General features: G+C 49.3%; 19 protein-coding genes. 11 read left to right on the plus strand and 8 right to left on the minus strand.

What is annotated here, in order from left to right:
- The 5 genes from OM416_RS21440 to OM416_RS21460 all read left to right on the plus strand — a co-directional run bounded on the left by OM416_RS21440 (position 1) and on the right by OM416_RS21460 (position 5,922).
- Positions 1-882, plus strand: coding sequence for a nitrilase-related carbon-nitrogen hydrolase (locus tag OM416_RS21440; RefSeq protein ID WP_076332522.1), 882 nt, complete (start codon positions 1-3; stop codon positions 880-882).
- 50 nt (positions 883-932) lie between these two features.
- Positions 933-2,300 (plus strand): NAD(P)-dependent oxidoreductase, encoded by a 1,368-nt coding sequence (locus OM416_RS21445; RefSeq protein WP_264932884.1) that lies wholly within the window; start codon positions 933-935, stop codon positions 2,298-2,300.
- A gap of 657 nt (positions 2,301-2,957) precedes the next feature.
- Entirely contained in the window at positions 2,958-4,253 is a 1,296-nt protein-coding gene (preA, locus tag OM416_RS21450; protein WP_062836927.1) for an NAD-dependent dihydropyrimidine dehydrogenase subunit PreA, read from the plus strand.
- Positions 4,250-5,695: a dihydropyrimidinase gene (gene hydA / locus OM416_RS21455; RefSeq protein ID WP_264932805.1), complete on the plus strand. Its 1,446-nt coding sequence runs from the start codon at positions 4,250-4,252 to the stop codon at positions 5,693-5,695. Before preA ends, hydA begins: the two co-directional genes overlap by 4 nt.
- Complete coding sequence (locus tag OM416_RS21460) at positions 5,695-5,922, plus strand: hypothetical protein (RefSeq protein ID WP_264932806.1); 228 nt, start codon at positions 5,695-5,697, stop codon at positions 5,920-5,922. Before hydA ends, OM416_RS21460 begins: the two co-directional genes overlap by 1 nt.
- A 15-nt stretch (positions 5,923-5,937) precedes the next feature.
- On the opposite strand, the gene OM416_RS21465 is transcribed toward OM416_RS21460, so the two are convergent.
- The 8 genes from OM416_RS21465 to OM416_RS21500 all read right to left on the minus strand — a co-directional run bounded on the left by OM416_RS21465 (position 5,938) and on the right by OM416_RS21500 (position 15,613).
- Positions 5,938-7,614 carry a PucR family transcriptional regulator gene (locus OM416_RS21465; protein WP_264932807.1) on the minus strand — a complete coding sequence of 559 codons (1,677 nt, stop codon included), beginning with the start codon at positions 7,612-7,614 and terminating at the stop codon, positions 5,938-5,940.
- Positions 7,615-7,955: 341 nt separating this feature from the next.
- Entirely contained in the window at positions 7,956-11,192 is a 3,237-nt protein-coding gene (locus OM416_RS21470) for an efflux RND transporter permease subunit (RefSeq protein ID WP_264932808.1), read from the minus strand.
- 33 nt (positions 11,193-11,225) lie between these two features.
- Positions 11,226-12,173 (minus strand): TetR/AcrR family transcriptional regulator, encoded by a 948-nt coding sequence (locus tag OM416_RS21475; protein ID WP_264932809.1) that lies wholly within the window; start codon positions 12,171-12,173, stop codon positions 11,226-11,228.
- Between the two features lie 233 nt (positions 12,174-12,406).
- Positions 12,407-12,538 carry a hypothetical protein gene (locus OM416_RS21480; protein ID WP_260986597.1) on the minus strand — a complete coding sequence of 44 codons (132 nt, stop codon included), beginning with the start codon at positions 12,536-12,538 and terminating at the stop codon, positions 12,407-12,409.
- A 206-nt stretch (positions 12,539-12,744) separates the two neighbouring features.
- On the minus strand, positions 12,745-13,059 hold the full coding sequence (locus tag OM416_RS21485; protein ID WP_062836933.1) for a DMT family transporter: 315 nt from the start codon (positions 13,057-13,059) through the stop codon (positions 12,745-12,747).
- Entirely contained in the window at positions 13,059-13,400 is a 342-nt protein-coding gene (locus OM416_RS21490; RefSeq protein ID WP_017691902.1) for a DMT family transporter, read from the minus strand. Before OM416_RS21490 ends, OM416_RS21485 begins: the two co-directional genes overlap by 1 nt.
- Entirely contained in the window at positions 13,397-14,020 is a 624-nt protein-coding gene (locus tag OM416_RS21495) for a TetR/AcrR family transcriptional regulator (RefSeq protein ID WP_264932810.1), read from the minus strand. The genes OM416_RS21490 and OM416_RS21495 overlap by 4 nt, the downstream gene beginning before the upstream one ends.
- A 126-nt stretch (positions 14,021-14,146) precedes the next feature.
- Positions 14,147-15,613 carry a phospholipase D family protein gene (locus OM416_RS21500; protein ID WP_264932886.1) on the minus strand — a complete coding sequence of 489 codons (1,467 nt, stop codon included), beginning with the start codon at positions 15,611-15,613 and terminating at the stop codon, positions 14,147-14,149.
- 287 nt (positions 15,614-15,900) lie between these two features.
- On the opposite strand from OM416_RS21500, the gene OM416_RS21505 reads away from it, so the two are divergent.
- The 6 genes from OM416_RS21505 (at position 15,901) to OM416_RS21530 (ending at position 22,487) form a co-directional block, all read left to right on the plus strand.
- Positions 15,901-16,845, plus strand: a complete 945-nt coding sequence (locus OM416_RS21505; protein ID WP_264932811.1) for a MerR family transcriptional regulator — start codon at positions 15,901-15,903, stop codon at positions 16,843-16,845.
- A gap of 265 nt (positions 16,846-17,110) precedes the next feature.
- Positions 17,111-18,661 (plus strand): phytoene desaturase family protein, encoded by a 1,551-nt coding sequence (locus OM416_RS21510; protein WP_264932812.1) that lies wholly within the window; start codon positions 17,111-17,113, stop codon positions 18,659-18,661.
- A complete protein-coding gene (locus OM416_RS21515; protein WP_264932813.1) occupies positions 18,658-20,121 on the plus strand; it encodes a phytoene desaturase family protein in 1,464 nt (487 codons plus the stop codon). The genes OM416_RS21510 and OM416_RS21515 overlap by 4 nt, the downstream gene beginning before the upstream one ends.
- On the plus strand, positions 20,118-20,990 hold the full coding sequence (locus OM416_RS21520; RefSeq protein ID WP_264932814.1) for a phytoene/squalene synthase family protein: 873 nt from the start codon (positions 20,118-20,120) through the stop codon (positions 20,988-20,990). The genes OM416_RS21515 and OM416_RS21520 overlap by 4 nt, the downstream gene beginning before the upstream one ends.
- Positions 20,990-21,757 carry a carotenoid biosynthesis protein gene (locus OM416_RS21525; RefSeq protein ID WP_264932815.1) on the plus strand — a complete coding sequence of 256 codons (768 nt, stop codon included), beginning with the start codon at positions 20,990-20,992 and terminating at the stop codon, positions 21,755-21,757. Before OM416_RS21520 ends, OM416_RS21525 begins: the two co-directional genes overlap by 1 nt.
- Positions 21,726-22,487, plus strand: a complete 762-nt coding sequence (locus OM416_RS21530; RefSeq protein ID WP_264932816.1) for a lysophospholipid acyltransferase family protein — start codon at positions 21,726-21,728, stop codon at positions 22,485-22,487. Before OM416_RS21525 ends, OM416_RS21530 begins: the two co-directional genes overlap by 32 nt.

Here is a 22,487-nt window from a genome sequence, read left to right on the forward strand (position 1 = left end):
ATGGGCAAAATCAGCATCGGACTAATCCAGGCTTCTCATGAGATTGAAGGTTCGGCTCCCGTTGAGGTGCACAAAGAAGCTGCGGTTCAGAAGCACATTGCGCTGGTTCGTGAAGCTGCTGCAAGAGGGGCCAAGATCATCGGATTGCAGGAAGTATTCTATGGACCGTACTTTTGTACAGAGCAAAGTCCCAAATGGTATGCATCCGCTGAACCGGTACCGGAAGGACCGACGACCAGACGTTTTCAGGAGCTGGCAAAGGAGCTTGCGGTGGTGATTATTTTACCCGTGTACGAGGTGGAGGGCATTGCTTCGTATTACAATACGGCGGCTGTCATTGATGCAGATGGTTCATATCTGGGGAAATATCGCAAACATCATATCCCGCATGTGGAAGCAGGTGAGGGTACGAATGGGTTTTGGGAAAAGTATTATTTCAAACCAGGTAACCTTGGGTTCCCGGTATTTGATACGGCCTACGCCAGAGTCGGCGTGTACATCTGTTATGATCGTCATTTTCCGGAAGGGGCTCGATTGCTCGGGCTAGCGGGGGCAGAGATTGTGTTCAATCCGTCCGCTACGGTTGCGGGGACATCGGAATATCTGTGGAAACTGGAACAGCCTGCTCACGCGGTAGCTAATGGGTATTATGTAGCGGCCATCAACCGAGTTGGTGTGGAAGCGCCATGGAATATGGGTGAATTTTATGGACAGTCGTACCTAGTTGACCCACGAGGCAGAATGGTAGCGATCGGCAGTCGGGATCAGGATGAGGTCGTTATTGGCGAGATGGATACGGAGATGATTCGTGAAGTACGTAATGTATGGCAGTTCTACCGCGATCGCAGGCCGGAAACGTACGAACATCTGGTTAGTCTGTAAAAGTAGCTTGAAACTAGCTCGGATAAAACTTCAGGAGGTGCATGACATTGATGAACAGCTCAGGAACAACGTTATCCGATTATGGGTGGGAGAGTCGGTTTGCCGAGATGAAACCCGCCATGACAGGCAAGGAAGCGATGGAGGAATCAAACCGCTGCCTGTACTGTTACGATGCACCTTGTATCAAGGCCTGTCCAACCGACATCAACATCCCTTCTTTTATTAGCAAAATATCCACAGGGCACCTGAAAGGTTCGGCCCGCACCATTATGGATGCGAATCCGGTTGGAGCCAGCTGCGCACGTGTCTGTCCCACAGAGGAACTGTGTGAAGGCGCATGTGTGCTTAACGAATCGTCGAAGCCGATTCGAATTGGTGACTTGCAGCGTTATGCCACCGATTGGGCACGGGCGAAGAATGAGCCGTTATTCCAGGAAGCGCCCGCCAATGGGAGAACCGTCGCAGTTGTGGGAGCAGGGCCTGCGGGATTGTCGGCGGCACGTGAACTGGGGCGCGCAGGGTATGAGGTGACGATCTATGAAGCCAAACCCAAAGGCGGCGGGCTGAATACGTATGGCATCGTATCTTTCCGTTTGCCCGAATCGGTTGCACTGTGGGAAGTGGAGCAGGTGGAAGCGCTTGGTGTGCAGATCCGTTATGGAGTGCGTATTGGTGTAGATATCCCTGCTTCGCAGCTGCTGGAGCAACATGAAGCGGTCATTCTAGCCTGTGGCATGGGTTCAGTACCTATGCTGGGCATTGAAGGGGAGACACTCGAAGGTGTCTATGATGCGATTGAACTGGTGGAGTCTACCAAGCAGGGTGTTCCGCCAGCGTTAAATGGTCTGAAGGTCGCCGTTATTGGCGCGGGTAATACGGCGGTAGATGCAGCAACCTGTTCGGTACGGCTTGGTGCCGAGCGGGTGCAGATGTTATATCGACGCGGGGAAAGCCAGATGACGGCGTATGCGTTTGAATATACGTTTGCCAAGCAGGAGGGTGTGGAGTTCCGCTGGTTTACGATGCCACAGCGTATTATTGGAGACGAGAACGGTCGGGTTCAGGCTGTGGAATGCGTGAAAATGGAGTTGATTACCCCGCCTGGTGGTGGGCGCGCGTTGCCTGTGCCCGTGGAGGGATCGGAGTTCATGATTGAATGTGATACCGTCATCCGGGCGATTGGGCAGCATCGGCTACTACCATTAATCGAAGCGTTCGGGCTGCGTCACCACTGGGGCGTCGTCGAGATCGAGCCGCATACGTATCGTACCTCACAACCTCAGATCTATGCGGCAGGAGATGTGATTTTTGGTCAGGGCCAGGGTGAGGCGATGGTTGTCTCGGCTGCACAGCAGGGTAAGCTTGCTGCTGCGGCAGTCATGAAGGCATTGCCAGGACAGGTGGAAGAGACGGCGTGAGTTGTGAGGGAGACAAAGAAAAGTGGAGAGTGCACGGAAAGCGTGGAATGAAAGCATGCAAGGAGAGTATGGGTGGGAGGGCGTAAGGGACTGCTAGAGTGTTGATGAAGTTTAGATCTAAGCAATTGGTCTGGTGTGCATCGAAACCCTGTGTCCCTGACGCGCTAACGAACCCTACACACCTTATAGTGGCAATTATGGTTGATTGAAAAATCTAACGAATCTCACACATCTTATTTTGATAAAAAACCGTCGAAATAAAGCCGAAATGAGCTATTACAGCCCAATAAGCTTTCTACGATTCGTTAGATTTTGAAATTGCCCCATAGGGCCCGAATAAGAGCTGTACGGTTCGTTAGAATTTAGTTACGTGCTATCTAGAACCTATTACTACGCAGAAGTCCTGAGCATGACCAAATATTTCAGTGTAACTATATAAGTTGAACTAATCATTTACACGATAACGGAGAGGACAGAAAAAACCTGAAAAAGCAAAGCGTTCGCCTTTATCCCCGGATTTTCCCTTTCGGAAAAGGGAATCAAAAAAATCTGGGGATAACAGCGATTGGAAGGTTATTCTGTCATCGTAGTGTCAGTGTAAATAATCATTAGTTCAACTTATATAGTAAGTTCAAACAACACCAAGGAGGGATCGTTATGGCTGACTTATCCATTAATCTGGCAGGTATTCGATCACCCAATCCATTCTGGCTGGCTTCTGCACCACCGACCAATACGGGATATCAGGTTCAGCGTGCGTTCGAGGCGGGCTGGGGTGGCGCGGTGTGGAAGACGCTGGGTGAGCCGATTATCAATACATCCTCCCGTTTCGCGGCGGTCCATTTTGGTGGGCAACGGGTGGCGGGGTTTAACAATATTGAATTGATATCCGATCGTCCGCTGGAAGTGAACCTGCGTGAGATTGCCGAGACCAAGAAGCGCTTCCCGGATCGTGCGGTTGTCGCTTCACTCATGGTGGAACCTACGCGAGAGAAGTGGCATGAGATTGTCAAAAAGGTGGAGGCCGTCGGCGTCGATGGCCTGGAGTTGAACTTTGGCTGCCCGCATGGCATGGCTGAGCGTGGCATGGGAGCTGCCTCTGGTCAGCAGCCGGACCTGGTCGAGCTTCAGACGATGTGGGTGAAGGAAGTAGCGACCACACCGGTGATCGTGAAGCTCACGCCAAATATCACGGATATTACGGCGACTGCCCGTGCAGCTGTACGAGGTGGCGCGGATGCGATCTCCCTGATCAATACGATTAACTCTCTAGCTGGTGTGGATTTGGATTCGTGGAATACCGTGCCTCATGTGGGCGGCAAAGGAGCGCATGGCGGATACTGTGGCCCAGCGGTGAAGCCAATTGCACTGAACATGGTTGCTGAGTGCGCGCGTAATCCTGAGGTAGGTGTACCGATCTCAGGGATTGGTGGCATATCCGACTGGCGAGATACGGCAGAGTTCTTGCTCATGGGCGCTACAGGAGTCCAAGTATGTACAGCAGCCATGCATCATGGATTCCGCATTGTGGAGGACATGATTGATGGGCTGAACGATTATTTGGATGAAAAGGGTCTGAGCAGCGTTGCAGAACTGGTAGGACAGACGGTTCCGCGTTACTCGGATTGGGGCAATCTCGATCTGAACTACAAAGTGGTCGCCCGCATCAACCGCGATGTCTGCATCAATTGCAACAAATGCCATATTGCTTGTGAGGACACCTCGCATCAATGTATTGATATGTTGACCGACCCGTCCGGCTCCTATCTGGAAGTGGTGGAAGAGGACTGTGTTGGCTGTAATCTGTGTTCGATCGTTTGCCCGGTGGATGGGGCAATTGAGATGGTCGAACTTGTACCAGAGCAGGAACCTGTAACCTGGAATGAACGTCAGTCTGCAATTGCGATGCTGCAATCGGTTAGAGATCAATCAACCAAGGAGGCGATATCATGAGTACCCGCAAATTGATTCGTAACGGTGTTTTGGTCACAGCGTCAGATACCTTTGAAGCAGATATTTTGATCGAAAAAGGTAAAATCACACAGATTGGCATTGGGCTCATCCCTGACGAACGAATGGAAGTCGTGGATGCAGCGGGCTGTTACGTCATTCCGGGCGGTATCGACCCGCATACGCATCTGGATATGCCATTCGGTGGAACCGTAACGGCGGATGATTTTGCGACCGGAACGACAGCAGCGGCCTTTGGCGGTACAACGACGATCATTGATTTCTGTCTGACACAAAAAGGCCGTCCATTAATCGAATCTCTTCAGGAGTGGCATGCCAAAGCCGAGGGTAAAGCCGCCATCGACTACGGTTTTCATCTTATGATCGGGGAGATGAATGATCAGGTACTGGAAGAGCTACCGCAGATCATTGAAGAAGAGGGTGTGTCATCCTTCAAGGTGTTCATGGCGTATAAAAACCAATTTCAGGCCGATGACGGGATTCTCTTTCAAACGTTACAAAAGGCAAAAGAGTACGGCGCACTCGTCATGGTTCATGCCGAGAACGGGGATGTCATTGACCTGCTGGTTCGACAGGCGCTCGCCGAAGGGCGCACGAAGCCCATTCATCATGCGCTGACTCGTCCATCCATGTTGGAGGGAGAAGCGACAGGCCGGGCGGCTCGTTTGGCTGCACTTGCGGATTCACAGCTGTATGTCGTACATGTGACCTGTGCGGAAGCGGTGGAGCAGATTGCGCGCATGCGTGAAATGGGCTATCGGATCTGGGGTGAGACTTGCCCTCAGTATTTGACGTTGGATCAGTCGATTATGGATCAGCCGGACTTCGAGGGTGCAAAGTATGTCTGGTCCCCACCGCTGCGGGAATCAGCCCATCAGGAAGTACTGTGGAATGCATTGAAAAGTGGTCAGTTGCAGACAATTGGCTCCGATCATTGCTCATTTAATTTCAAAGGGCAGAAGGACCTGGGCAAGGATGATTTTAGCAAAATTCCAAACGGGGGGCCTGTCATCGAAGATCGTCTTAGCATTCTGTATTCGGAAGGTGTAGTCAAAGGAAGAATCACGCTCAATCAGTGGGTCGATCTGTGTTCGACAAGAGCGAGTAAATTATTTGGATTATTTCCGCAGAAAGGAACTCTGGCTGTCGGGACAGATGCGGATATCGTTATTTTTGACCCCTCTGTAAACAGGGTAATTTCGGCAGAAACTCATCATATGAACGTGGATTACAGCGCATTTGAAGGTATGCGGGTACAGGGATGTCCAGTGACGGTGTTGTGCCGCGGGGAGTATGTTATTCGTGATCGGCAATTTGCCGGATTGGCAGGGGCGGGGCAGTATGTGAAGCGTGATAAATATGATGCGGGTGTACCTATTCCGTTGAGACAGCCCGTGACCGCAGTGAATGGAGGGATAAGCTGATGTCGGATCATGATGTGTTTGAGGCGGAGAGGAACACCATAGAGCGAATGGTTGCACAAGGTTATCGGATCTATGCAGTACGGGAACATCTGGAGGGTGCTCACGTCATATGGGGGCACCCGGATCTTCCCGAAGAGAAACAAGAGCAATATGTGGGCACGGCGTCTGGGCGGAAGTGGTTCAGTCACATCCTGATTCGTCAGCTTCAGGAGCAGAGGGGAGCTTAGACCATGCCCGGCTCTTCACGCGATTGGGCCATGAACATACTCATAGGCATAGATGGCAAGTTCGATCGCAACCCTTTTCTCAGGGAGAATATAGTCTTCTCCCAAAAGGGCTTCGATTTTGTCCAAACGGTGATACAGCGTCTGTCTGACAATATATAGAGCGGTGGCCGTCTCTTGCTTGGAGCAGCACAGGACCAAATATTGCTTGAGGGTGCGCAGCAGCTGACCTCCTTTCTCTACATCGTACCGGATGAGCGGCCCCAGATATTCTTCGATGAAATCATCCAGATTACCGCTCTGCTTCATGCTGGCAATGATGCGATAACAATGAAGGTTACTGTAAAAGGGCTGCTGCATCTCGCCGATGTCCTTCTGGATTCGCAGTGTTTCCTTCGCGGAATCCAGGCTATCCTTGAGACGGGAGAGGTCCGCGCAGCTATGACCGATACCGAACAGGCCTGAGAAGAGGCGGTGGGTCTGTTCCTGCTCGTGCTGCTGCAGCTGTTCGATGCAGCGCCAGAGACTGCTTTTGCGCTGAGATCCAGGTAGTGGGTCGAGAATGATAAGAATGATCTGGTGGTTCAGAACTGTACTGTAGAGGGTGAAGTTCTCCCGAGCGAACACGGAACGGGCGACGATGTTGCGTTGGATCAATAATTTCTGAAGTCTGAGGCTGTCTGTGTATGCGGGGTTGCTGTCAAATAAGATAATGGTGGCTTTGCTCGTTGCGAGTAGGGGATTAACGGCAGATACATATTCATGAATTTCCTTCGTGGAGTGGTGTCCGTTAAGCCAGTCAATGACCCACATATCTTCTTTGTAGCGACGTTTCTCTTCCATGTACTTGGTTCGCATCCAGTCCTGGGCAATCGCGGCTGCGCAACGTTCCAGTGCCTGAATGATGAATTCATTCGAGGGTTTGATCGATATACTTGAATCGTGATCCGACAGTTTTTGGTGCATCAGCACAAGATCGGCAAAGATGTAGTCTAGCGCCTGAACAGGCATGCTGATCACATCCAATGCGCACTCCGTATATGCTTTTAACGCTGTAATATGTTCCCCCGCCGACTGTCCTCGCTGTAAAAACCAATCCTGCCGTCGAGTCTCCAGCTCCTCTGGAGGGCAGTAGGGAACGGCGCTTGCTTCCCCTTCAAGTGGATATAACGCCACGGCACATCCGGTTGTTCGTGACAATAATCGAAGCAGAGGTTGTACGCCATCTCCATTCAGAAGAAGTTGGTTAAAGGAGGTGGTGAGACTATCGAGTTCGGCAATCATCCGCTGATGACTGCGAATCAAGGTGAAATGCAAGTCTTGCGTAATATCAATATAACGGACTTGTTCGTGGAACCAGATCAGCGGGAAATCCGCGGCGACTGCAATTTCTTTCATCGCACCGAGCTGCGATTTCGTGTGATCCCCCAGTTCCATACAGAGTCCGGCAGCTCCACGTGCAATTAACTGACGCAAAAAAGACAGGCCGTGCTGCTCACCTTCCTGCCAGCCAATGCCTGTCGTAAGTACCAATTCCCCGCCATTGAGCAAGTCCCCTACCTCAGGAACCTCCATGATATGAACCCAGCGAACATACCGCTCCAGCGCGCGATCACTAGCCAGAACTTCCGCCTTGCGAAATACGGGACGTTTTAGCATGTCTCTGATCTGAATATGAAGCATTGTCTCCCCCACACAACCACCATCCTTCCCCAATCACATGTGATCTATCTGAAGTCTGGAATCCGTCAACTTACATAATTAATCCATATTATAAGTTGATTTACAGCAGATGGGCTGAAATCTCACGCTCATTTGTTTCAAATGACAAACGGATCTATTCTTTTTGTGATTTTGATTAAAATGCAGCATTTCTATGTCAGTCTATGTCTCGTGTGAATTTACATGAAAAAAAGCCCCTTAACATCACATCGGAATTCAATCATTCCAATATGTGCTAAGGGGCGAGAAGTTAGATAGTATAGTCTACTTTTGAGTTGTACTCAAACCGTTACATGAAAACGACTCTCTAATTCTTAATCTTCGATTCTTTTCTTTTTAAATTTCATCAGGAACTCATATACAATCGGTACGATAACCAGTGTGAGCAGCGTGGAGCTGATCAGACCACCGATTACGGTAATTCCGAGTCCTTTTGAGATGATACCGGCACTCTCTTCGAGACCCGTTACCAGTGGCAACAGGGCACCGATGGTCGCGAGAGCGGTCATCAGAATTGGACGCAGACGTGTTGCACCGGCTTCCAGCAAGGCTTCACGGGTAGGCATACCCTCTTTTTCTTTGTGAATAACACGGTCGATCAATACGATGGCGTTGGTGACCACGATCCCGATGAGCATCAGTCCACCCATCATGGCGGAGACGTCAAGCGTACCACCAGCGATGAACAGACCTACCATAATACCGATAACCGTAAATGGCAGGGAGAACAGGATTGCGAATGGTGCCAATCCGCCGCCAAATGTAACTACGAGCACGAAGTATACAATGGCGATGGCCGCCAGCATGGCGAGACCCAGTTGAGTGAATGTATCATTAATCTGTTCGGTTGTACCGCCGAACTTCACTTCAACGCCATCAGGCAGATCCAGTTTGTCGATCTCAGCCTGTAAGTTACTCGAAGCTTTCGTTACATCCGAAGCCAGGATGTTGGCTGTAACTTGCACGACAACCTTACCATCAATTTGCATGATGGAGTTCGGGGACGTACCTTCTTCCACTTTGGCAACATCTTTGATCGGTACTTCGATACCAAGCGGTGAAGTGACGGTTTCATCCTCAATCTCATCAATACTGCTGAATGTTTTGTTGTCTGTTTCTACATATACTTTATACGTTTTGTTATCAATATCGACTTCCGTGAGCACCGGACGTTCACGTGCCGGGCTCAGCGTCATCGCCAGTTGGCCTGCAGTCAGACCCAGAGAACTTAATTTCTCCTGATCTGCCACGAGTGTATATTGCCCGTAGGTGTCAGCGAGTGTAGTGTCTGCTTTTTCAAAATTATCCGTATCCGCTTCAACCAGTTTCAGAATTTCGTCCGATACAGGTTTGAGTTGCTCTACATTATCGCCATAGATGGAGAGGCTCAGGCCGCTACCACCCAGACCGCCGGACATATCAAGCTCACTCCAGGTTCCTACGGTAACTTCCTTCTTCAGACCTTCGACAAGCTGTTCCTTCACTTTGGTAAAGTCTTTCGTGTCTTCATTATATTCGATATAGAATAGAGCCGAGTTTCCGCCACCGCCACCCATACTGCTCAGTGGGTTCGTGCCGCCGATGGAATATTGCATTTTCTCCAGACCCGGTTGTTCCAGCAACCACTTCTCGGCAACAAGTGCTTCTTTTTCGACATCTTCGCGCAAAGATCCGGTTTGCGGGCTGTACGTAATGGTCACGTATTTATCCTGTTGTTCTGGCAAGAAGCTTGCACCGATGAACGGGTACAGGAACAAACTGCCGACCAGCAAGATTACTGCAATACTGACCGTGATAAGTTTGTGTGACAGGGTCCAGTTCAGCAAGCGTTTGTAACCTTCCGCCATCTTGCCTGGTTTTTCTTCGTGATTTTGCTTGTTCTTCAACCCTTTACGGAACAGGGTATGCGCAAGCATTGGCACGATGGTAATGGCAACGATCAGGGATGCCAGCAAGGCGAATACCATGGTCAGTGCAAATGGCAGGAATAGCTCGCCCACCATACCGCTTACCAATGCCAGTGGCAGGAATACTGCAATCGTTACGATGGTGGAAGAAAGGATTGGCACAAACATCTCGCGCGTTGCTTCGCGAACCAGTTCACGGCCTTTCAGCTTCTCACCTTTGAGTGTTAATCTGCGGTAGATGTTCTCGATAACAACGATGGAGTCATCGACAACCCGTCCAATGGCAACCGTCATGGCACCCAGCGTCATCATGTTCAAGGTAATATCCATCATATTGAGCGCAGTCAATGCCATCAGCAAGGAGAGCGGGATTGAGATAATGGAGATAATGGTTGAACGAATATTACGCAGGAACAGCAGGATGATCAGGATGGCAAACAAGGCGCCAAATACGGCTTTGCCCAACATTGTGTTCACCGAGTCCTGAATTGGCTTACCTTGGTCAAGCAGTACAGTCAAATCAGCATTTTTGAACTGCTTTTGCAATTCTTCCGCTTTATCTTTGACTGCGTTAACGACATCAACCGTGTTGGCATCGTTGGATTTTACAACGGAAATACCGATCGATTCCTTGCCGTCGGTCCGGGAAATGGATTCCGCTTGACCGATGACTTCGATTTTGGCAATTTCACTTAATTTTATAGTTGGAATGCCAGGCGCGTTGGCAGCGCCTGAAGGACTACCTACACTGGCATTACCTCCGGCAGCTTGACCTGCAGCCTGGTCTGTTCCTTGTGCAGAGCCAGGAGTGGTACCTTGACCAGCTTCACCAGTTGGTGCTACAGAGCCTTGTGGGGCTGCGTTTGCACCATTGCCTGTAGAAGCTCCAGCACCGCCGGGAACTACTGGAATGGCGAGATTTTTCAGATCATCGATGTCGATGATGTTTCCATCCACGACAACGGCCTTCTGGGATTTATCCAGTTCGAACAGTCCAAGGGGCACACGAATGGATGAACCTTGAACGATGCCGTTTACCGTATCTTCCGTTAGGCCCAGCTCGGCCATTTTGGCTTGGTCAAACTTCAATTGAACTTCTTTCACATATTGGCCGGACACCTGAACCTGAGCTACACCGTCAATATCTTCGAGTGCAGGCTGAATATCCGATTCAACCAGTCGTGTCAATTGTTCCAGGTCACCGCCGTCCTTGTCGGACAGGCTTAGTGATACAACCGGGAAAGAGTTAATGCTGAACTTGGAAATGGTCGGCTTCTGCACACTGTCAGGCAATTGAACTTCATTCAGTGCCTCGCGAACGGTTGCAGTTGCGTTGGTCAGATCTGTTCCATAATCAAATTCGAGTGTGATTGAAGCTGCATTCTCCATGGAAGTGGAGGTAACCGTCTTCACGCCATCTACATTGCGTAGTTTTACTTCCAGTGGCTTCGTGACATCTTCAACAATTCCCTCCGGTGCAGCCCCCGGATCAATGGCAGTGACATTCAGAAACGGTACGTTGATGTTCGGGATTGTCTCTTGTTTCATCGTCAATCCGCTGTACAAACCTGCGAAAGAAATGATAATCGTCAGAATCCAGATCGCAAACTTGTTGTTCAGTGAAAAATTAATAATACCTTTCATACGATGGTTTCTTCTCCTCTCTGTTTCTCCTGTTTATGTGTGTGACGAGTCAGCTGGGATGAACCGGCTAAACATGGCATCCAGAATATGCTGAAGCTCGGAGTGCAAGGATTGAATGGCAGTAACGTTCTCCAGATTGTGCATCATGCCCAGAATAATGGCACGCCGCGGTGTGAATTCCATCATCTCCTGCCTGAGAATGGCAATGGTTTCAAGCGCATCATTCTTCGGTTGCCCTGCGGGCAAATCAGAAGCAGCGATATCCTGCATTTGCTTGATGATATGAATGGGATGCCGCATCACGGTGGAATCTGGATGGGGTTCGGTAATCCAGGCAGGCCAATCCTCCAAAGGAATTAAAGGCACAGGTCGCTGGTTAAGGAATCCGTGCGCTGCATAGTCCATCATTTGCAGCAAGTTTGTTGCCATTTTGGTCACGGTAAGGGAGGGCATCTCTGTAAACCAGATCTTGACGTAGGAGAGGAACAACCCGTGTGTGAGCAAAATAAGGTCAATCGTATAAGGTTCAATCTCCGATCCGTACTGCTCCTCCAGCTTATCCTTGAACCAATGTAAGGTACGGATCTCCAGATCTCTCTGCTGCGGATGGCAGTGTTCCTTGCGTTGCTGCTCATCATCCATCATCATGCTGCGCATCTGTACCCGTAAAAATTCCTTGAGCTCGGATACATGGATGAGCAGTGTCTCAATCTGCTTGTGCAGACGTTCTCGCGAGGTGAGGCTGGTTTCATGCTCAATCTGCGTCATCTCGTCCATTAGCGTGTACATGCAGTACTCCAGAGTACTGGCTTCTAATTCCTCTTTGGATTTGAACATAATGTAGAGGCTGCCTTTGGACATCCCACATAATTCTGCAATCTCTTGCATGGATGTTGCAGCACTGCCTTTGGATGAGAATAACTTGAGTGCTGTAGTAATGATGAGTTTTTTCTTCTCATTCATCTCATGTATAGGGTTCATTAACGATACATTCACCTCATCAGGGAACTTGTGAGTTCTTGAATTGACTTTAAGGTCAAACCAAGTATAAACGATCTTCATGAAGGAATTCAAATGGGAGTAAATTGGAAAATAAGAGCGGGTTAAGAAGGGATATCTGTATAGTGACATGAGGGTGAATCAAGAAGTAGGTATAACCAGTAAGAAGTTGCAGTCTGTATGTACGGTATTGATAAGCTATCAAGAAGGATAAGCTAGTTTTCTCCAGTGAAAGCGTACAAAGCGAGTATAATAATGACGATAAGTGCGATGAGATAGAAGATAGCCATGGCGATCAGGAGGGTATACCCTGTATATGAACCTATCCGTGCCAATAACTTTTTCATGATTACGACATCCTTTCTTACGTATCAGAGTTTAGAGAGGTTCCCTATTTATATCATATCCCAAAAAAGACGACTTCCTGATCGAAGTCGTCTAATTTATATTGCTGAATATATTAAATTAATAATGGAGGCTAAGAATTACACGATAACGGAGATTGGAAAGTGGTACTGCAATCAGAGTTGTAAAGTGTAATTCAGTTGTTCCATTACGTGATCAGTTTCAGACCAACTGCTGCCACCAAAATCATCGCGATAAACAGAATACGCTTCGCTTCTTTCCGTTCACCGAACAGAAACATGCCTGTTAACGTACTGCCGACCGTCCCGATCCCCGTCCACACCGCATACGCTGTGCCCATGGGAATGGACGTCATGGCGTAGGACAACAGCGAGAAGCTGAACACAAACGATACTAACATCAGGACGATATAAGGCCATCCTTTGCGAGTAGAAGCACCATTAATACCGATCACGCCGAAAATTTCACATATCCCTGCACCTACAATTGCCATCCAAGCCATTATACTGCACCTCCTTTGGCTTCTTGCTGATCGGTAACCAGCTTCAGTCCGATTACGCCGCAGAGCAGCAGCCCAATGAGCAATACTTTGGCTAAGCGGAACGGCTCACCGAACAGTACCATTTCCGTAAGCACGGTACCCGCTGTACCAATTCCCGTAAAGACGGCATACACCGTACCCACAGGTAGTCTTTTGGAAGCGGCAATGATCAGTCCAAAGCTGATCACGATGGCAATCCCCGTCAAAGTCCACTCCCAGGCATTGGAGGCGTGTTTCAGCCCGCTTACCCAGACAATCTCAATAATTCCACCGATAAATACATATAACCAGTTGCGGTTCATGTTGTTGAATCTCCTTCCGGCACAACGCTTTGTGCCTCTTCGCTCAAATGATGAATGCCATGCCAAAAGACAGGCCAGGATGCTTCCAACCGTCTCTTGTACCGACGGGAACTTCCATAGATAATCTCCACGGTAATACCGTCGAGAAACGTCATGAATGCAATGGCAGCCTGCTCCGCGGGAATGGCCGGAATATCTCCATGACGCATTGCCCGTTGTAGCAGACGAGTTAGCGCGCGTTCCATTCCGTCGATAAACGGATATACCAGATCCATCACTTCGCTATACAGGGAAAGTGGTGGGTAGAAACAATTGCGCAGCATCAAGCGAGCAGAGGCGTGGGCATTGTACTCTTGTTCAAACCAGACCAGTAAACCCTTCAGCCTGTGCTCCAATGGCATATCTGCATGATCACGGAAATACTCCAGCGTGTGCCGCTGCACTTCTTGAAATGCAAAGGCCAGTGTGTGTAAAAATAAGTCATCCTTGCAGCTAAAATGTGCATATATGGACGGTTTTTTAATCCCGACTTCATCAGCAATAGCTCTCAGAGAAGCCCCCTCATAGCCATCTCTCGCAAAATGGAACAGGGCCGCATCCCGAATGGATTGTGCAGTCAATCAATCACCTTCCTAACGGTCGTTAGGTAATTATATTTTCACACTTCACATCGCCTGTCAAGATGAAAATATCCGCCTGCACAGTAAAGTACAGGCGGATATGACAGGTATGAATGTGGTTTCTGATCAGAAGGTCGTAAGACCCAGAATAAGCTGCAGCTTATATAGGATACCTTTCAAAAACGTAGTCTTCTCCTGGAATTCATCCAAGTCTAACGTAAACTCGGCATCATCATTATTCCAAATACGCTCAAAATAATTCGCGATATCAAGCGTGAACTTATTGTCTGGAGGTGCAGCAACCCATAGATCATTTTCCAGATTGTAGTCATTCATGTTTCGGGGTGTAAAGTTGGTTGAACCGCCAAGGACAATATGATCTCCGGTCGCTTTGGCAATATAAATCATCTTGGTGTGGTATTGCTCTTTGGTGGTGTTATACCAGCGGATTTTTATTTTACCGTCCGATTTATCATGCAATTCGGCGGCGACAGGACGGTTCGGAATGCCGATCTTTTCCTGACCAAAGGCATTTTCATTTGGATCAAGTACAAGCCGGATCTCGGTTCCTCGTTTGGAGGCTTCCAGCAGGGCTTCCAATACTTTCGGAGAGGCCACATAGAACATGCCCATCCATAAGGTGTCACCTTTGCCAGTCTGATTGATCTCATGGAGAACGGCGTCATTCACTTTACCTTCAGTCAAATAGCGAATTCGCAAGTCTCCTGTGTTCGAATCCGTGGAAGGGGCAGTGTAAGCAGGAATCTGGCCTCCGCCTGAGATGTCGAGCACAGCTTGCTCTGACTGAAGAATATCCCCAATGACCGGGCCTGTTACTTCAAAAGCAATGTTCGAGTGGTAGGCACTCGCATCATGGATATTGCCAGAAGAGACAATCGCCGTCTTCTCACTAACAACAACTTTGCGATGATTCGCCTTCACATTGAGCAGCTTCAGATAGGAACGCACAGTGACATCCGGACCATCCGTGGCCATCAGGTTTTTGATCCAGCCATCCCCGGATTGACCAAACCATTGAAAGAAAGTCCGCCAGACCGCAGAGTATACTGGAGTTGAATCACGCAGAGGGTCCACATCGGTGATGACCACGTGAATGCCTGCTTGTGTCATTTGTTCCAGCAACGGATTGGGTGCTGAGTTATAGTTGGTATTTACTTCATCTGTAATGAACCAAATATCCATGTTGGGGTGCTGGTTTTTTTTGGCGACCAGCGCTTCAGTGAATTCGGAACTGACAGGTGGGAAGCTCTGGCCTTTATGTTGATAATTGTTGAACAGGAACATATCGACCACGACAAACTGCTCTGCTTCCTCCACAATCTGAAGCATGCGCTGGAAGATCTGTTGTTCATGCTGCATCTGTCCGTCCGAGGAAGGATAGGTGAGGTCATGCAGAAACTCGACTTGATTGACACGATACTCTGGACTTTCATAGGAAATGCCCGCAGGTAAGGGTTTGTAGGTCTGATAGAGCATGACGGCGATGAGCCATAGTGCCAATAGGGCAAGCCCTGTTCGTATGTATGGAAATTTGCCGCGTGAAGATTTGCGGTCTGATGTATGGCGGCGCATTGAGACCAACGGTGGACTCCCCCTTCTGTACTAGCTGACTTCTATTACCACACGGATGTTAACGTTGACGCAGTATAGACCGGAAGGAGAGCAAATATATCTGTAAAATGCAGATCACAAAATTGGCAGGATGGGGCAGGATGCAATCGACAGGTCTGTGACCGTTGTGTATAATGAGTGTATTATTTTTGTAGAATGTTGGGGTTTTCATATGCCTGACAAGGACGGGAACTAATGTTATAACCTGTGCATTATGGACACATATAGGAAAGAAAGTGGGTAATAAAGTGTATTCCATCAAACAAGTCGCTGCCATGCTCGGTATCAGGGCGGTAACAATCCGGGCTTGGGAGAATCGGTATAGTGCGGTCACCCCTGAGCGGACGGAATCGGGTTATCGAATGTACACCGAAGAGAATGTTGCGGATCTGCGTTGGTTGAAAGAGCAGGTAGAGCTGCATCAGACCAATATTTCGGAAGCGGTACGGATGTTGAAAGTAAACAAATTAAATCCGCCCGAGGCTGTGCCCACGCCGATCATGGCTCCGGTGCCTACGATGGAAGAAGCCTATGCACGCATGGCAGATCAGATCTATGACTCGCTCTACAACTTTCAAGGTGAACGTGCCAATGGTCTGATCGATTTTGGTTTTACCATGTATGGGTATGACTCGATGTTCTATCATGTGCTGGTACCCATTCTGGTTCGTGTTGGAGATGCATGGGAGCAAGGCAGGGCTTCGGTGGCGCAGGAACACTTCATGACACAGCTGATATCACAGCGCTTTTATCAGTTTTTCCATCTGTTCCCGATCTATCCGCATCTGCCCAAAGTTCTGGCGTTATGTCCGGAAGGGGAGCATCATCAGGTGGGGTTGCTGCTGTTCTCTCTCTTTATGCGCAAAAATGGAGCGGAAGTATTATATCTCGGTGCCAACACGCCAGAGGAAGGCATCTTCCCGATTATCCGGGAGCAGAAGATCAAGTTGGTCTGCCTGTCGATTACAAGTCCAGGGCTTCTTGAAAAATGCGATCAACTCGTCGAGCGTATTATGAACGAGTTCCCGCATATTCGCTTTGTACTTGGAGGTAAAGGCTATGAGCGTGCAGAGCATGCACGTTATCCGCATTGGATTATGCCAGAGAGTTCTGCTGACTGGCAGTCATGGGTGGAACGGGAATATCTTGCAGAGCGACCACTTGGTTCAAGGTTCGGACAGGCCAATAATTAAACATAATCTCAAATGATATGAATAGGTTAGTGTATAAAGGACATCCTTTGACGAAAGTGATCAAAGGGTGTTTTTTGTGTTTATAAATGGATTACCAGGTAATTTGACCGACGGGTCATTTTTTGGTTTACAAGCTCGTATAATATTTGTATTATATTTGTATAATGTTTTTGCTAGTTACCCGCTTAAAGTGTTCTTGGGCGGTTTAATAATAGGTTAGGGGCTAGAGAACTATAGGAATTCCCTACATAGAAAGGTGAGTGGCATGATACCGAATCAACAACGCAAACGTGCAGCTGTCATCGGCGCAGGTCCGGGCGGCCTTGCAGCAGCGATGCTATTGTCCGGTCAGGGATACGAAGTAGATGTGTATGAGAAACAGCCAGTCATCGGGGGGCGTTCTGCCAGACTGGAACTGGGCGAATATCGATTCGACCGGGGTGCAACGTTTTTGATGATGCCACAGCTGATCGAAGAGATGTTCGATGTGGTGGGACGCAAATTATCCGATTATGTGGATATGAAAGAGCTAACCCCGCTTTACGCACTGAACTTTGGTGACAAGGTGTTTAAGCCTTCTCGTAATCGGGAAGATACAGCTGCACAGATTAAGGAATTGTTCCCGGGCAATGAAGACAATTACCTTCGGTTCATGCAAGAAGAAGAAGTGAAGTTTGGCAAAGTCATGCCTTTGCTCCGTCGTCCTTTTGGCAAGCTGACTGACTATTTGCGCAAAGATGCGGTAACAGCTCTACCCAAGCTTGATGTCCACAATACGGTCTATGGAATCTTGTCCCGCTATTTTACAGACGAGCGTCTGCGCTGGGCATTTACATTTCAATCCAAATATCTCGGCATGTCTGCCTGGGATTGTCCGGGCACCTTTACCATACTATCGTTCATTGAGCATCAATATGGGTTGTTCCACCCCATTGGCGGTGTGAATCGGATTTTCCAAGCCATGGCCGATGTTGTGGAAGAACACGGAGGACGAGTACATACTTCCACTCCGGTGAAACAGGTCATCGTTCACAATGGTCGTGCAGAAGGTGTGTTGCTTGAGAGCGGTGAACGCATCGAAGCGGACCATGTGGTTGTGAACGCCGATTTTGCGCATGCAGTGAACCATCTGTTCGAACCTGGCGTACTTAAGAAATATACCCCGGAGAAAATGAAACGCAAAAAGTATTCCTGTTCTACAGCGATGCTGTATCTGGGCGTGGATGGTGAAGTGGATCTGCCACATCACTCGATCTATTTTCCCGAGGACTACCGGTTGAACGTCGACGAGATTACGAAGCACAAAATGTTGTCTGCCGATCCATCTCTCTATATTCATAACCCTTCCAGACTCGATTCGACGCTGGCACCGGAAGGAAAATCTGCTTTATATGTTCTTATGCCTACGCCTAACCTTACGGCAGACATCGATTGGGAGGCAGAACGGCAGAATGTGCAGGAGGCCATGATGAAACGCATGGAAGGCATTCCTGAGCTGGCCGACATCCGCAACCGCATTGAAGAATGTATGCTGTTCACTCCACTCGATTGGGAGAATGAACTGGATGTGTACCGCGGAGCAACGTTCAATATGGCGCATAATCTGGGTCAGATGATGTATCTTCGTCCCCATAACCAGTTTGAAGAGTTGAAAAGTGTATGGCTGGTGGGCGGTGGAACACATCCGGGCAGCGGGTTGCCAACGATTTTCGAATCGGCACGAATCAGTGTCAGATTGATTCAGGAAGAGGACGCACGCACACGTTCGAAACCATCCTCTTATGTGAAGACAGCGGAAGCCGGAGGGCATTCATGAAGCGGGCCGCTATTGTAGGTGCAGGGATTGGCGGACTCACTTCGGCACTGTTGTTGAACCGTCAAGGGTGGGATGTCACCGTGTATGAACGGGGCTCCCGCGTTGGCGGACGCATTGGATATGAGCAGGAAGGGGAGTATCGGATCGATCAGGGGCCGACGATTGTGCTTCTGCCTGAGATGTTACTTGGCATCATGGAGGAGGCAGGCGTAGATCGTTCGAAGATTGAGCTGCTTCGCTGTGATCCGCTATACAGAGTGCACTACCACAGTGGTCGTGTCATGACCAAGATGACGTCACGTGAAGAGCAGACGGCGGAGATTGAGCGTTTGTTCCCGGGAGAGAGCCGGGGATTCACACGGTTCATGAAAGACATGGACACGTTGTTTCCGGCAGGCCGGGCCGCGTTTCTGGAAAGAGCTTTTCCGCGCAAAAGGGATTTCTTCACACCTTCGCTCATGTCACTCATGGGCAGATTGCGTGCACACAAAAGTGTCCGGAAAGCCGTAGGCGATTATTTTCAGCACGAGGAGTTGCTCGACGCGTACTCTTTGCAAAGTCTATACATCGGTGGATCACCGTTTGGGACGCCAGGTATCTATTCCCTTTTACCTTACGCCGAGCATGAATATGGCATCTGGATGGTCAAAGGCGGATATGCAGCATTGCCGGCTATTCTGGAACAGGAACTGATATCGCGTGGTGGACGTGTCGTGCTGAATTCGGAAGTTACCGGGCTCACGATAAAAAATGGCGTGTGTGAAGGTATAGAAACGGCAGCAGGCGCAGAAAATGTGGATGCAGTTATCTACAATGGCGATTTCCCCCACCTTTCGGGTTTGCTTGGTCAATCACCAGAGGTAGCGCGGAAAAGAAAGCCGTATCGTCCCTCTTCCGGATGTGTATTGCTCTATGTCGGCGTGGACAAAACCTGGGAAGATGCAACAACACACCAGTTCTTCCTGCCACCGAGTCTGGAAGGTAGTTTACAGGAAGTCTTCAATCAGCGACGCATTCCGGCAAAGTCCTCATTTTACGTTTTTAATCCGGTCGCATTGGATGAAACTGCAGCGCCTCAAGGACAGAGTGTATTGTATTTCCTCATTCCCGTACCCGATGCCGAAGGTGTCGACTGGGATCAGGAGAGCGAAGCATTGGCAGAACGGGTACTGGAAGAAGCGGAGCAACGTGGATTCCCGGGACTACGTGCAGCGATCAAGTGGAAAAAGGTGCGTACACCCGCTGATGCAGAGCGAGACGGGCTCTATGGGGGCGGAAGCTTCGGTATTGCGCCAGTATTGTTCCAGTCTGGTGTATACCGACCACAACCCAAACCATTCCCTAATATAAAGGGATTATATGCCGCAGGAGCATCTGTACATCCTGGAGGCGGGGTGCCGATTGTGATGCAAAGTGCACGTATGGCCGTCAATCAACTCATGAAGGAGATGGAAACATGAATGAAGCGATTTTGAGCAGGTGTGAAGAGTTGATGCAAAAGGGTTCTTCCTCTTTTTATCAGGCCTTTAGAGGGCTGCCTAGTCCACGTCGGGAAGCGGTATATGTCATTTATGCCTTCTGCCGCATGATTGATGACAGTGTAGACGAGCCGGAGCATTCGCCCTATACGATTCACGAAATCCATGATTTGTTTGATCAGTTGGATGACGCGGAAGGACACTTTATCTGGCCAGCACTGAGATGGTTGTTCAGCAGTTTCCCTCATCTGGATAAGGGACCATTCTTCCGTCAGATGGAAGGGCAACTCACGGATCTTAAAGTGACACATTATACAACGATGCAGGAACTGGAGCATTATTGTTATCTTGTGGCTGGAACCGTAGGCGAGATGTTGTTGCCTGTATTGCGGGATGATAACGGCGCTGAAGTAGCCATGAACGGGATTGCTTTGGGTAAAGGGATGCAGATCGTTAATATTATTCGGGATGTTGGTGAAGATCGGGCCAGAGTGCGCCGGTATGTTCCGCTGGAGATCATGGAGAAGCATGGTTACACCGAGCAGGACTGGGAGGACGGGATCGTGGACGAACGCTTTATTGCCATTGTTCACGAATTAAAAGCGGCAGCATTGAACTGGTTCCGTATTGGCATGGATCGCCTGGATACGTACCCAACGGAAAGTGCGTTTTCCATCGAGCTGGCAGCAGCCTTTTACTCCACCATTCTACACGCGGTTGAACGCAACGACTATGACGTATATACCAAGCGGGCATATGTGAGCGATGAATTGAAACTGGAGATGCTGGGTGCGATTGTGAAACGTTACCCGATGCTGGCCTATCAAGCTTCCCGAACGGCGGTATCCTGATGATCCAGTGGCTTTACTGGGCGTGGTATGTCATTGGAGCCGTCTTGATGCTTACGATTGGCGTGCCTGACGTATTATCCTTTTCGAATGGTTTATTTCTAATCTTCTACGCGTTGTATGTGCTGGATCTGATCTACCAAGGGCGTAATCGGACAGGTCTGTCCGACCAGTCAGTCATCTGGCTGAAGCCCGGACTCTGGATTGCTTCTGTAATTATCTGGCTTGGAGGTATGGGCGTAGAGTGGGTAGGGGTGCATACGCATTGGCCTTTTGGTGAGTATGCGTACTCGGACTTCTTCGGGATTCATCTCTTCAGTGTGCCAGTTACGCTGGGTTTCGCCTGGATTGCAGTGGTCGGTAACTCCGCGCTGTTAAGTGGTGGTGGTTCAACTTGGACTGGCAAATTGCTTCGAGCAGTGAAAACCGGGTTCTGGGCGATTGTACTCGATCTGGTACTCGATCCTGTTGCGCATGCGAGGGGATTCTGGGAGTGGCAGGCTCCAGGTGGATTCTACGGTGTTCCGTGGACCAATTACATAAGCTGGTTTATCATGGGTGCATTCCTTTCCCTCTTCCTTCCGGCCATGCCTAATGACCGTAGCTCATTGCTGCGTGCCAAATGGTTGTATCAGCTGTTTATTCTTCTGTTCGGCCTACTGGCCTTAAAGGAAGGAATTACGGGCAGCTTTATCATCGCTATTGCTGGTGTGCTTCTTGCCGAAGGGAGCTGGCTCTATGATTCGCGCCGTAAAATCAAAACCGTTTAATCAGATTTTTGCCTTATACAATCACTATTATCTACTGCGTCGGCGCTTCCGCTCCTTCACTCTCTCGGGGTCACTTGACCCGCAGGTGGATATTAGGGACAACTCTCCGATTGAGCCAAACCGCCCGGTGATTTACTTCATGAACCACAGCTCCTGGTGGGATGGTCTGCTGCTCTATCATGCGGCCAGGCAGACATCGCGAGGAGATCATTATGTGATGATGGAGGAGCAACAGCTTCAGCAATATGCTTTTTTTCGAAAATTAGGTGCGTATTCGATCAATAAGGAGAGTGCGTCCGGTATTCGGACCTCTCTACAGTACACCAGTGAACTGCTGGATTCGGGCAAAAGGGTCTGGATTTTTCCTCAAGGGGAAATATTGCATCAAGAGGCCAGACCGATTCAGTTCCGTCCAGGCATCGGATTGTTGCTTCGTCGCTCCCCGAATGCCATCGCCGTACCGGTAACCTTGTGCCATGGGATGGTGCAGCATGATCTACCGGAAATATCGATGCAGGCAGGACCTCCTGTAATGGAAGACTGGAAGGCGCTGAAGAGTGAAGAGATTGCCTTCAGACTCGGCCTTTTGTTGGAACAGCAGTTAGACGATCATAGATCAGCGCTTGTACGGATGGGGCAGGGAAGTTTGCCAGATGCGCTTCCGTTGATTCGTCATGTACGTTCGACAAGTGAAAAATACGATGCCACGCGAAAGCGGGTGAACCGTTAG

Source organism: Paenibacillus sp. LS1 (assembly GCF_026013365.1).
GTDB lineage: Bacteria > Bacillota > Bacilli > Paenibacillales > Paenibacillaceae > Paenibacillus.